Below are 12226 nucleotides of genomic sequence, written 5' to 3' on the forward strand. Positions count from 1 at the left end.
TTGCAGCAGCTCTGTGGTGCAGGAGCTCAGTGGTGCAGGATCTTCGACAGGAAGTCCTTGGCGCGGTCACTGCGGGGTGCGGTGAAGAACTTGTCCGGGGTCGCCTGCTCGACGATCTGGCCGTCCGCCATGAAGACGACGCGGTTGGCGGCCGAGCGGGCGAAGCCCATCTCATGGGTGACGACGACCATGGTCATGCCGTCGCGCGCGAGCTGCTGCATGACCTCGAGCACCTCGTTGATCATCTCCGGGTCCAGCGCGGAGGTCGGCTCGTCGAAGAGCATGACCTTCGGCTCCATGGCCAGGGCGCGCGCGATCGCGACGCGCTGCTGCTGGCCACCGGAGAGCTGGGCCGGATACTTGTCGGCCTGGGTCGCGACGCCGACCCGGTCGAGGAGGGCGCGCGCCTTCTCCTCGGCCTCGGCCTTCGACTTCTTGCGGACCTTGATCTGACCCAGCGTGACGTTCTCGAGAACGGTCTTGTGGGCGAAGAGGTTGAAGGACTGGAAGACCATGCCGACGTCGGCCCGCAGCCGCGCCAGCTCCTTGCCTTCCGCGGGCAGCGGCTTGCCGTCGAGCGAGATGCTCCCGGAGTCGATGCCTTCGAGGCGGTTGATCGCCCGGCAGAGCGTCGACTTGCCCGAGCCCGAGGGCCCGATCACGACGACGACCTCGCCGCGGGCGATGGTCAGGTCGATGTCCTGGAGCACATGCAACGCGCCGAAGTGCTTGTTGACGTTCTTCAGCACGACCAGTTCGTCCGCCGCAGGCACAGCGTCCTTGGTCACCGATACTTCGGCCATGGGGGTCTTGCTCCATCCTCCTCGGTTGGGAGGACAGTAGTAACGCGGTAAGACCAGCGTCATTACATCTGAGGGGAAATTGAGCATAACGATCCGGCCGCAACCGGACACACTGCGTGAAGGGGACGCCTGCCCCGCGTACCGGCTGGATAACGGAACCCGCCCGTAACAAGAACGGCCTTGACGTCGTCACCGTGTATCGGCGTGACTGCCTGAGTGCATAAGACCTGCGTGAACGGAAGGAGGACAGAATGAGACTGCTGCTCGTCGAGGACGACGATCACGTGGCCGCCGCACTGTCCGCCGTTCTCGCCCGGCACGGCTTCGACGTCGTTCACGCGCGCAACGGCGAAGAGGCGCTGCGCGCACTTCTCCCCACGGACAAACCGCCCTTCGGGGTCGTCCTGCTCGATCTCGGACTTCCCGACCAGGACGGTTACGAGGTCTGCGGGAAGATCCGCAAGCGCAGTGCGACACCCGTGATCATGGTGACCGCGCGCGGCGACATCCGCAGCCGCATCCACGGCCTGAACCTCGGCGCCGACGACTATGTCGTGAAGCCTTACGACACCGGGGAGTTGCTGGCCCGTATCCACGCGGTGAGCCGGCGTACGTCGCAGGACGACTCCACCGGTCCGATCGAGACGGGCATCACGCTCGGGGACGTCCATGTGGAGCTGCCGACGCGCAAGGTGACCGTCTCCGGCGAGGACGTCCAGCTGACGCGCAAGGAGTTCGACCTGCTCGCGCTGCTCGCCCAGCGCCCCGGCGTGGTCTTCCGCCGGGAGCAGATCATCAGCGAGGTCTGGCAGACCAGCTGGGAGGGCACGGGCCGCACCCTCGAGGTCCATGTGGCCTCGCTGCGCTCCAAGCTGCGGATGCCCGCGCTGATCGAGACGGTGCGCGGCGTCGGCTACCGGCTCGTGGCTCCTGCCGCCCCTGTCGCATAAGGCCACTTCGTGCGTACGCGCCTGCTTCCGCTGCTCATCGTGCTCATGGCGGCCATCCTGCTCGCCCTCGGTTTCCCGCTGGCGGTGAGCCTGGCGGCGGCGCAGCAGCAGAAGGTCGTGGTCGACCGGATCGAGGATGCCGCCCGTTTTGCGGGACTTGCCCAGTACGTCACCGATCCGTCCAAGGACCTGCCCGGTGTCGAGGGCGAGCGCCGCAAGACGTTGCGCAAGGATCTCGAGCGCTATTACAAGGTCTACGGGATCCGGGCCGGCGTCTTCTTCCGCGACCACAGCGAGATGGTCGCCTCGCACAACTGGTCCGTACCCGAGGACGGCGAGGGCCGTGAGGCCTTCGACGACGCGCTCTACAGCCACAGCAGCCAGGACCCGCGCCAGATCTGGCCCTGGCAGAAGCGCCGTCTGTACGTGGCCAGTCCGGTCGTACGGGACGGAGATGTCGTCGCCGTCGTGCTCACGGACTCGCCCACGGGCAAGATGCGCTCCGAGATCACCCGCGGCTGGCTGCTCATCGGGGCCGGTGAGGCCGCCGCGATGTTCCTGGCGATCGGTGCCGCGCTGCGCCTGACGGGCTGGGTCCTTCGCCCCGTACGGGATCTCGACGCGACCACGCACGACATCGCGACGGGACGGCTCAAGTCCCGGGTCGCGGTGGCGGGCGGACCGCCCGAACTGCGGCGTCTGGCCCGCTCGTTCAACGAGATGGCGGACAACGTCGAGGACGTCCTGGAGCAGCAGCGGGCGTTCGTCGCGGACGCCTCGCATCAGCTCCGCAATCCGCTCGCCGCGCTGCTCCTGCGGATCGAGCTGCTCGCGCTCGAACTGCCCGAGGGGAACGAGGAGATCGCCTCGGTCCGTACGGAGGGCAAGCGGCTCGCCCGGGTCCTGGACGATCTGCTCGACCTCGCGCTCGCCGAGCACGCGGGCATCGAACCGGAGTTGACGGACATCGGCGAACTGGTCGCCGAGCGGGTCGCGGCCTGGGGCCCGCTCGCCGAGGACAAGGGCGTCGAGCTGCACACCGAGGGGCTGCGCGCGACGACGGCCTGGGCGGATCCGGTGACCCTGTCCAGCGCCCTGGACGCGGTGATCGACAACGCCCTGAAGTTCACGCCCGCCGGCGAGCAGGTCACCGTGACGGTCGCGGCCAACGGCGCCACGACCACGGTGGAGATCGCGGACGGCGGCCCCGGGCTCACCGACGAGGAGTTGAACCGGATCGGCGACCGCTTCTGGCGCAGCAACCGCCATCAGAACATCAAGGGCTCGGGCCTGGGCCTGTCGATCACCAGGGCCCTGCTGACGTCATTCGACGGCACCATCGCGTACGCCCCGAACGAGCCGCACGGCTTGAAGGTGACCTTGACACTGCCGCGCTCGACCGGCGCCTGAACTCACGGCGTCACAGCTTCACGGACCGGTCATCCGGAGCTCACGGCTTCACGGACCGGTAATACCGTCGAGCCCCTTCATGCAGATCCAGCGGATCCGTGTACACCGCCGTCCGCAGATCCACCAGCTGCGCCGCATGCACCCGCTGCCCGATCGCGTCCCGGTGGTCTATGACCACCCGCGTCAGCCACTCCGTGACCCGCGCATCCGCATGCTCCGTGGTGACCAGCAGGTTGGCGACCGCGATGGTCTGCACCGCCTTGCCGCCCTGGGCCTTGGGATAGGCGTCGGTCGGCATGATCGCCGCGCGGTAGTAGCTGGACCGGCCGCCCTGACGGTGCAGCTCGTCCACCAGACTGCCGAGTTCGACCAGGCGGATGTCGGTCTTCTCGGAGAGGTCCTTCACGAACGGCGTCGTCAGCCCTCCGGACCAGAAGAACGCGTCCACGTCCCCCGTGGTCAACGCCGGACCCGCCGCCTGCGACGCCGTGTCCACGGCTTCGATGTCGCCGAGATCGAGGCCCGCGGCGGCCAGCACCCGCTCGGCGATGATCCGCACCCCGGAGCCCTCCGGCCCCACCACGACCCGCTTGCCCTTCAGGTCCGCGACCTTCGTCACGCGCGAATCACCGTCCACGACCAGGTGCACATAGTCGTCGTACAGCCGCACGCAGCCGCGCAGCCGGTCCCAGCCGCTGCCCTTGTCCTGCTGGTACTGCCGCACCGCGTCGGCCGCCGCGATGGTGTAGTCGGCCTCGCCGGTGGCCACCCGCCGGACGTTCTCCTTGGAGCCCTGGCTGCTCCACAACTTGATGTCCAGATCGGGCAGATCGTCGGCTGCGGCCTTCTTCAGCTCGTTGCCGTACACCTCGTACACGCCCGAGGCCCCGCCGGTGCTGAAGACGACCTTCCCGCCGGGCGGGCCCTCCCCCAACGGCAGCAACCACCACAGAAGCAGCCCGAACACCACAAGTCCGGCGCCCGCCCCTTCGAGGGCGCGGCGCCTGCTGATGCGCGGGAGTGCGAGCGGCATGCGCGCGATCCTGCCAGGTCACGCGCTGTGAGCACCAGGGCCGATGTCACACCGTGACCGCAGGGCGCCGCTGCCGCGCCGCTTACAGGGTGAGGCCGCCGAAGGGAAGCGTTCCGGGCCCGCGGGAGACGCAGCTTGACTCGGGAGGCATGCAGTCGGTTGCATACGTTCTGTGATCGTGCACCTTGCGCCAACTGCCCTCTCCCGTACGTCGCGCAGCACCCTGACGGCAGGAGGCGCCGCACCGTGGACCCGGTGATCATCGCGGGTGCCGGGCCCGTGGGCCTCACGTCGGCCCTGGCCCTGGCCCGGCACGGCGTCCCGTCCGTCGTCCTGGACGAGGGTCCCGGCAAGGACGAGCAGCGGCCCGCCCGGACCGTGGTCCTGCGCGAGGACACCGCCGCCCTCGTCGAACGACTCACGGGGATCACGTTGAGCGACACCCGCTGGACGGGCTGGCGTTCGTTGCGCCGAAAGCAGGAACTGCGCCAGGTCGCCTTCGACGACGCCGATCCGGGCCCCGCGCATCTCGCCCAGCACACGCTCACCGCCGCCCTGCGTGCCGCCGTCGATGAGGAACGCCTGGTCAGGGTGGCCGTCGACAGCCGCCTCGACTCGATCGAGCAGGACGCGGGCGGGGTCACCGCACACACCAAGGGGCCCAAGGGCACCTGGTGGCGCGGCAGTTATCTGATCGGCTGCGACGGTCCGCGCTCCACGGTGCGCAAGCTGCTCGACGTCCGCTTTCCCGGCCGTACGGCGGTGGAGCGGCACGCCGTCGCGGCGCTGCGCGCCGAGCTGCCGTGGCCCGGCGAGGCCCTGCTGCACCGCATGGCGACCTGGCGCGGCGCCCCGGCCGAGATCACCGCGCGCCCACTGCCAGGCGACGTCTGGCGTCTCGACTGGCTGCTGCCCGCCCGCAGCGAACTCGTCACGCCCGAGCGTCTGGTGGCCCTGGTACGGGACACGCTGGCCGGCTGGTGCGGTACGACACCCCCGTACGAACTGCTCGACACCGGCGTGCACACCGTGCACCACCGGCTCGCACGGCGCTGGCGCGTGGGCCGCTGCTTCCTCGCCGGTGACGCGGCGCATCTTCTGGGCGCCCTCGGCACCCAGGGGGTGGACGAGGGGCTGCGCGACGCGGACAACCTCGCCTGGAAGCTGGCGCTGTGCCGCGACCACGGTGAGTCGAAGCTGCTGCTCGACAGCTACCAGGCCGAGCGCCGCACCGCGGTCGCGGCCCGGCTGCGCGCCGCCGACCAGGCGCTGCCGATACTGCGCGGCGGCGGAGGTCTGCGGGCGTATGTGCCGGGGACGGCGCGCGGACATGACGCGCTCCTGACCGACGGACACCTGGGGCGCGGACCGCTGGGCTCGCTGCCGGCGTACGACCGGTCGCCTCTCGCGCTCGATGAACCCTCGGAGTCCCAGGTCACGGTCGGTACGGCGCCGGGCGCGCCGATCGCCGACGTACCGGTGACCGCACCGGACGGCGCCGAGGTCCGGCTGCGGGACCGGCTCGGGCGCGGGCGTCTCCTTGTCGTCCTGGTCGCCCCGGGCACGGGCGTGTGGGACCGGCGGCACTGGCTGAAGGCCGGGGTGATGCCACGGCTCGCGGCGGCGGTCACCGCGCTGCCCTTGCCGGCCGAACTCCTCGTCGCGGAGGGCTATCCCGGCGCGGTCGCCCACACGGTGCTGCTGATCCGCCCCGACGGCCATCTGGTGACGGCGCTGAGCGGCGTACGACCTGCCGAGTTGTACGCGGCGGCCGATACGGCGCGCGGCGGGAAACCCGCTCCCCCGGCAGGCGCACGACGTGCGACGGCGGACGAAGAAGGCGCGACGGCAGGTGACCGGAGCGCGTCCGGATCCACCACGGCGCACCCCGCCATCCGAGCCGCGGACGCCGATTGACCGCCACGTTCCGTCATGGTGTACTCCGCCCATGACGGAACGTGGCGTGCATATGTGGCGGAGGGTCCATCTGGACCTGGTCCGCTACGCAGGCTGCGTCTGTACCGAACCCTGCTGATTCGCCCTTCCCTCGCGCTCCCCGCCTGAAGGCGGGTTCGACGCGCGTCCCCAGCGAACCTTCAGGACGGTATCCGTGTCCGCACCTTCCGCCGCCTCGGCGACCCCTGCCACCGCGGCCCCCACTCCGGCTCAACTCCTCGACTTCGTCACCCGCAGCGCCGCCGACGCCGAGCTCATCGCGTCGCTCCCGCTCGACCCCGAGGGCCGCACCTGGCTGCGGCTCGAAGGGCCCGGCGGCAGCGAGGCCTGGCTGATCGGCTGGCCACCGGGCACCGGTACCGGCTGGCACGACCACGCCGAGTCCGTCGGCGCGTTCGCCACGGCGGCGGGCACGCTCAAGGAGAACTCCCTCGCCGTCCGGATCCCCACCTCCGCCTGGAAGTCCCTTGAACTGGCCGAAGACCTCGACAGGGAACGGGTGTTGGCGACCGGCGAGGGCCGGGCGTTCGGGCAGCACCACGTGCACGAGGTGCTCAACGAGTCCATCGAGCAGCACGCGGTCTCGGTGCACGCCTACTACCCGCCGCTCCCGTTGATCCGGCGCTACAGCCGGACCGGCCCGATCCTGCGCCTGGAAGACGTCGAGCAGCCGGAGGACTGGCAGTGAGCACTCCCCCGGTGTCGATCGACGAGTACCTGGAACGGGTACGTGCGGGTCTCGACCGGATCACTCCGCAGGAGGCCCACGAGGGCTTCCTGGCGGGCGAGTTGCTGCTCGTGGACACCCGTTACGCAGAGCTGCGCGAGCGCGACGGTCTGGTCCCCGGCGCGCTCGTGGTCGAACGCAATGAGCTCGAATGGCGCCTCGACCCGCTGGGCAGCCACCGCGCCGCCGCGGTCACCCGGCACGACCAGCACCTGGTGATCTTCTGCAACGAGGGCTACGCCTCCAGCCTCGCCGTCCACTCCCTGCGCCGGCTCGGCCTGCACGGCGCCACCGATCTGATCGGCGGCTTCCAGGCCTGGCGCCGGGCAGGACTTCCGGTGGTGGCCGCGGCTTCGGTGCCGGATCCGGTGACCAGGCCGATCGCGCACTGAGCACGGACGAGGGCCCTCATCTCGGCGGACGAGGGCCCTCATCTCGGCGGATGAGGGCTCCTTCGATACGAGGACGAGTCGGCCCCGTATCGAAGGAGCCCCGCACCGTGGCGGCCGCTACTCCCTGGCCAGCGCCGCCTCCACCGGGCGGGCCCGCAGGGCCGAACGGCCGGGCAGGGAGGTCGCGACGAGGGCGAGCGCGGCGGCCGCGGCGATCACCGTGACGTACAGGAGCGGAGCCATCGAAGGCGCGGCGGCGCCCGTCATGCCGACGCTGAAGGCCGTGAGGACGGCCAGCGCGATACCGCTGCCGAGCGCCGTGGCGAGCAGCACGACCGAGACGGCCTCGATCCGCAGCATGCGCAGCACCTGGTGGCGCGTCGCGCCGACGAGACGCAGCTGGGCGAACTCGCGGACACGTGCCGAGACGGACATCACCAGGGTGTTGACCACGGCGATCGCGGTGAAGGCGAGAACGAGGGCCATGGCGAGCAGGTTGACCTCGGCGTTGGCCTGCTGACGTTCCGCCTGCAGCCGGTCGGCCTCACCGGGGGCGAGGATCTGGGTGCCGGGGAAGTCCCGGAGCGCGTCGGCCAGTTGGTGGCGCGGGGCATCGGAGGCGACGAGGACGGCGGCGGCCAGGGGGTTGTCGACATGGGCGGCGACCAGGTCGTGGGCGAGGGTGAGGTCGCCGAAGCCGAGGCCGCGGGCGTAGACGGCGGTGACTTCGACGGTGGCGGGGGTGCCGTCGCCGAGGGTGAGCTTCAGGGTGCTGCCGGGCTTCAACCCGAGCTGGTCGGCGGCGAGTTCGCTGACCGCCGCGCTCCGCGGGCCGAATCCCGTGAGCGTGCCGGCCGTGACCTCGGGGTCCCAGGTGCGGGTGAGGCCCTCGGGGGTGACGCCCTGGGTCTGGTATTTGTCGAGGCCGACACGCACGGTGGTCCGTACGACCTCGGTGGCGGTGGCGCCCGAGTCCCGGATCTTCCCGGCGGCCCCGGCCGGGACACCCGGGCCCTGCGCGGAGAGCACCCAGTCGGCCCGTACGCCTTCGCGGGCCTGGGCTCGGGAGGCGTCGCCGAGCGTGGACTGGACGAACAGGACCGTGCAGGTCATGCCGATCAGGAGGACGAGCGGGGTGACGACGGAGGCCATCCGGACGGAGTTGCCGCGCAGATTGGCGGTGGCGAGCTTTCCGCCGTGTCCGGTGAGCCGCAGCGGGAGCTTCAGGAAGAACGCGGTGGCCTTGACGAGGAGCGGTCCGAGCAGCGCCACGGCGATGGCGAGGACCACAACGGCCAGGAAGGTCACGGGAGTCGACGCGGGTTCGGTGCGCAGCGTGCTGAGCACCGCGACGAGGGTGATGCCGCCGGCGAGGGTGACGCATCCCGCCGCGATACGGGTCCACGCGGGGCGCGCGGGTTGCAGGGCCGCCTCCGACAGGGCCTGCGCGGGGCGGATACGGGCGATACGGCGGCCGGAGATCCGGGCGGCGGCCCAGGCTCCGAACAGGGTCGCGCCGAAGGCGGCGAAGAGCGGGAAGACGCTGACCGTGTGGTCGAGGGAGGCGGGGATCGCGCCGGCCTCGACGAAACGGTGCTGCAGCCAGGAGCCGAGCGGGAGACCGAGCAGCGCTCCGGCGAGGCCGGCCACCGCGCCGACCACCAGGGCTTCACGGGCGAGCAGTTGACGGATCTGCTTCGAGGTCGTGGCGATCGCCCTCAGCAGGGCGAGCTCGCGGTGGCGCTGCTGCACGGTGAGCGCGAAGGTGCCGACGACCACGAGGACGGCGACGAGCAGGGAGGTGCCGCCCATCGCACCGCCCATAGAGACGAGCTTGACGCGGGCCCCCGCGGCGTCGAGGAATTCGACGGCGCCCTTGGCCTCACCCGTACTGACCTGGACCTGCGGTGCGGGGAGCGCCTCGCGCAGCCGCTCGCTCAACGCGCTTGCGGAGACGCCGTCTTCGGGGATCACCGCGAGAGCCGTGACCTGGCCGGGGTGTGCGGCGAGACGCTCGGCCTCCGCGTCGCTGAAGAACAGGGCGCTTTGGTGCTTGAGGTCCTGTCCCTCGGCGGGGGCGGCGATCCCGGTGATGCGATACGTACGCGGGGCCTGTGTGGACTGCACGGTGAGCCGGTCGCCCGTGGCGAGACCGGCGCGCTGGGCGAATCCCCGGTCGACGACCAGATCACCGGCGCCCTTGGGTGCCGTGCCGTCGGTGAGACGGAAGGGGGTGAGGGCGGCGGAGGACCAGGCGTGGCCGAGGGACCGGCCGGTGTGCGGTGTGCCCAACGGCTGGGCGAGGAAGGAGAGTTCGGGGATCACCTGCTCGACCCCGTCGACGGCCCGTACCTCGTCGGCCGTGGTGCGGGGCAGCCAGGCCCGCTCGGCGAGGGGCTTGGCCTTGTGTTTGACCTTGGTCTTGCCCTTCTTCTCCTTGACCGTGGTCCGATGCACGTTCTGGTCGGCGGAGACGATGATCGGGGCGCCGGCATAGCGTTCGGTGGCGATCTTTCCCCGCAGCCCGGTTTCGAGCAGCGAGCCGCAGGCGGCGATCAGCGCTGCGGCACACATCAGCGCGAGAAACGCTCCGACGAAGCCGCCTTTGCGGTGCCGGACGGTCCTGAAGGCGTAGCGCAGCAGCATGACGCACGGTCTCTTTTCGGTTGTCGGGGACGGGGCCCGAAGCCCTTGTGGTGTGCGCCTCCACAGTGCTGCGCACACCCCGCCCGGCACACTGGAGCCGTCTGCCGTCCCTTGCGGGGGCTATCCCCACCGTTGCCGCTACGGCTTTCCCGGGCGCCGCACTCCCCGGACCGAGGGCCCCCGGCTCACTCGGTCGGGAACCCCAACTCCTCGACGTCCTCGCCTTCTTCCTCGAGCGCCTGTCGCACCACCCGCAGCGCCATCCCCTCCGGGTATCCCTTGCGCGCCAGCATCCCCGCGAGCCGGCGCAGGCGCTTGTCGCGGTCGAGGCCGCGGGTCGTGCGCAGCTTGCGGGCGACCAGTTCGCGGGCCGTCTCCTCCTCCTGGTCGGAGTCGAGCTGACCCACGGCCTCGTCGATGGTGGCCGAGTCGACCCCCTTCGTCCGCAACTCCCGTGCCAGGGCACGCCGGGCGAGCCCCCGGCCGTGATGCCGTGACTCGACCCAGGCGTCGGCGAACGCCGCGTCGTTGATCAGCCCGACCTCTTCGAAGCGGGAGAGGACTTCCTCCGCCACCTCGTCGGGGATCTCCTTCTTGCGCAGGGCATCGGCGAGCTGCTGACGCGTGCGCGGGGTGCCGGTGAGCAGGCGCAGGCAGATGTTGCGCGCGCGCTCGGCCGGATCGGTCTCCCGCTCCGGCCGGCCTTCCCGGCGCGACTCCCGCTCCGGGCGCCCCTGCGCACGCGGCTCCCCCTCCCCGGCCCTCGACGGTTCAGGGGAACCGCTGTCCTGTTCGCCGAACCCGCGCCGGCGTCCGCCGCCCCCACGGCGCCCACGCCTTTGCGGCTCGGACGGCCCGAGGTCGGAGTCCCCCGACTCCCCGGGCCAGTCGGTGCGTCGTACCACGGATCAGCTCTTGGCCGCCGCGGCCTTGGTCGCCTTGGCCTTGGTGGCCGGAGCCGGCACCGTCTTGGCAGCGGCGTCCTTGTCGGCATCGGCCGCGGCCGGACCGGCGGCGTCCGCACCGGGCGCAACCTCCGGGGCCGGCTTCACACCGACGCCGAGCTTCTCCTTGATCTTCTTCTCGATCTCATTGGCGAGATCGGGGTTGTCCTTCAGGAAGTTACGGGCGTTCTCCTTGCCCTGGCCGAGCTGGTCGCCCTCGTACGTGTACCAGGCGCCGGCCTTGCGTACGAAGCCGTTCTCCACGCCCATGTCGATCAGGCCGCCCTCGCGGCTGATGCCATGCCCGTAGAGGATGTCGAACTCGGCCTGCTTGAACGGCGGCGCGACCTTGTTCTTGACGACCTTGACGCGGGTGCGGTTGCCGACCGCGTCCGTGCCGTCCTTGAGGGTCTCGATACGGCGGATGTCGAGCCGCACCGAAGCGTAGAACTTGAGCGCGCGGCCACCGGTCGTGGTCTCCGGCGAGCCGAACATCACGCCGATCTTCTCGCGCAGCTGGTTGATGAAGATCGCCGTGGTCTTGGACTGGTTGAGCGCCGAGGTGATCTTCCGCAGCGCCTGGGACATCAGACGGGCCTGCAGACCCACGTGGCTGTCGCCCATCTCGCCCTCGATCTCCGCACGCGGCACGAGCGCGGCGACGGAGTCGATGACGATGAGGTCGAGGGCGCCGGAGCGGACCAGCATGTCGACGATCTCGAGGGCCTGCTCACCGTTGTCCGGCTGGGACAGGATGAGGTTGTCGATGTCGACGCCGAGCTTCTTGGCGTACTCCGGGTCGAGCGCGTGCTCCGCGTCGATGAACGCGACCTGGCCGCCGGCCCGCTGGGCGTTGGCCACCGCGTGCAGCGTGAGGGTCGTCTTACCGGAGGACTCCGGTCCGTACACCTCCACGACACGGCCGCGCGGGATGCCGCCGACGCCGAGCGCGACGTCGAGTGCGGTCGACCCGGTGGGGATGACCTCGATGGGCTCGTTCGGCCGCTCGCCCATGCGCATCACTGCGCCCTTGCCGAATTGGCGTTCAATCTGTGCGAGGGCTGTTTCCAGCGCCTTCTCGCGGTCCGTACCTGCCATGGGTTCCACCCGATTTGCTTGAGTCGATCGCTTCACGTCAAAGACGCTATCGCCTGCCACTGACAATCCGCCTCGACGCCCGTCCAGCCTGTGGATAACTCCGCGCGAATCCCGGAGCGATCCCGCGACAACCCCGGAATCACGGGCCTGTAGAGAGGCCAGACCATCCATGAGAATGGATGTTCGATTTCCATGTCAAGCGCACCACGCGGCACGCGGCGCCGCTTCCGCAAACCGTCCGACGACCTCGCCGACCCCGGCCCGTCC

At 70.6% G+C, this 12226-nt stretch carries 10 protein-coding genes; 5 read left to right on the top strand and 5 right to left on the bottom strand.

Annotated features, from left to right (window positions below; translation table 11 throughout):
* Positions 1–26: 26 nt before the first annotated feature.
* The gene (locus G6045_RS20285; RefSeq protein WP_165333436.1) at positions 27–803 is read right to left on the bottom strand and encodes an amino acid ABC transporter ATP-binding protein; all 777 of its coding nucleotides are present in this window, start codon (positions 801–803) and stop codon (positions 27–29) included.
* Between the two features lie 251 nt (positions 804–1054).
* Here G6045_RS20285 and G6045_RS20290 point away from each other — a divergent pair, with 251 nt between their 5' ends.
* Positions 1055–1753, top strand: a complete 699-nt coding sequence (locus G6045_RS20290; protein ID WP_165333437.1) for a response regulator transcription factor — start codon at positions 1055–1057, stop codon at positions 1751–1753.
* A gap of 9 nt (positions 1754–1762) precedes the next feature.
* Positions 1763–3163 carry a sensor histidine kinase gene (locus tag G6045_RS20295; protein WP_165333438.1) on the top strand — a complete coding sequence of 467 codons (1401 nt, stop codon included), beginning with the start codon at positions 1763–1765 and terminating at the stop codon, positions 3161–3163.
* Positions 3164–3203: 40 nt separating this feature from the next.
* On the opposite strand, the gene G6045_RS20300 is transcribed toward G6045_RS20295, so the two are convergent.
* Entirely contained in the window at positions 3204–4196 is a 993-nt protein-coding gene (locus tag G6045_RS20300) for a TAXI family TRAP transporter solute-binding subunit (RefSeq protein WP_165333439.1), read from the bottom strand.
* A 246-nt stretch (positions 4197–4442) separates the two neighbouring features.
* On the opposite strand from G6045_RS20300, the gene G6045_RS20305 reads away from it, so the two are divergent.
* The 3 genes from G6045_RS20305 (at position 4443) to G6045_RS20315 (ending at position 7271) form a co-directional block, all read left to right on the top strand.
* Complete coding sequence (locus G6045_RS20305) at positions 4443–6113, top strand: FAD-dependent monooxygenase (RefSeq protein ID WP_165333440.1); 1671 nt, start codon at positions 4443–4445, stop codon at positions 6111–6113.
* Positions 6114–6306: 193 nt separating this feature from the next.
* On the top strand, positions 6307–6840 hold the full coding sequence (locus tag G6045_RS20310) for a cupin domain-containing protein (protein WP_165333441.1): 534 nt from the start codon (positions 6307–6309) through the stop codon (positions 6838–6840).
* Complete coding sequence (locus tag G6045_RS20315) at positions 6837–7271, top strand: rhodanese-like domain-containing protein (protein WP_165333442.1); 435 nt, start codon at positions 6837–6839, stop codon at positions 7269–7271. The genes G6045_RS20310 and G6045_RS20315 overlap by 4 nt, the downstream gene beginning before the upstream one ends.
* Before the next feature lie 117 nt (positions 7272–7388).
* Here the strand turns inward: G6045_RS20315 and G6045_RS20320 are convergent, their stop codons facing one another.
* The 3 genes from G6045_RS20320 to recA form a co-directional block, all read right to left on the bottom strand.
* Positions 7389–9917 carry an FtsX-like permease family protein gene (locus G6045_RS20320; protein ID WP_165333443.1) on the bottom strand — a complete coding sequence of 843 codons (2529 nt, stop codon included), beginning with the start codon at positions 9915–9917 and terminating at the stop codon, positions 7389–7391.
* A gap of 185 nt (positions 9918–10102) precedes the next feature.
* The gene (gene recX / locus G6045_RS20325) at positions 10103–10822 is read right to left on the bottom strand and encodes a recombination regulator RecX (protein ID WP_165333444.1); all 720 of its coding nucleotides are present in this window, start codon (positions 10820–10822) and stop codon (positions 10103–10105) included.
* Between the two features lie 3 nt (positions 10823–10825).
* A complete protein-coding gene (recA, locus tag G6045_RS20330) occupies positions 10826–11959 on the bottom strand; it encodes a recombinase RecA (protein WP_165333445.1) in 1134 nt (377 codons plus the stop codon).
* Positions 11960–12226 lie beyond the last annotated feature (267 nt).

It is taken from the genome of Streptomyces mesophilus, from assembly GCF_011044995.1.
Lineage (GTDB): Bacteria > Actinomycetota > Actinomycetes > Streptomycetales > Streptomycetaceae > Streptomyces > Streptomyces mesophilus.

Excerpts from the sequence above, each read along its gene's own strand:
- G6045_RS20285 (WP_165333436.1), bottom strand. The coding sequence starts at position 803 with ATGGCCGAAGTATCGGTGACCAAGGACGCTGTGCCTGCGGCGGACGAA.
- G6045_RS20290 (WP_165333437.1), top strand. The coding sequence starts at position 1,055 with ATGAGACTGCTGCTCGTCGAGGACGACGATCACGTGGCCGCCGCACTG.
- G6045_RS20300 (WP_165333439.1), bottom strand. The coding sequence starts at position 4,196 with ATGCCGCTCGCACTCCCGCGCATCAGCAGGCGCCGCGCCCTCGAAGGG.
- G6045_RS20320 (WP_165333443.1), bottom strand. The coding sequence starts at position 9,917 with ATGCTGCTGCGCTACGCCTTCAGGACCGTCCGGCACCGCAAAGGCGGC.
- recA (WP_165333445.1), bottom strand. The coding sequence starts at position 11,959 with ATGGCAGGTACGGACCGCGAGAAGGCGCTGGAAACAGCCCTCGCACAG.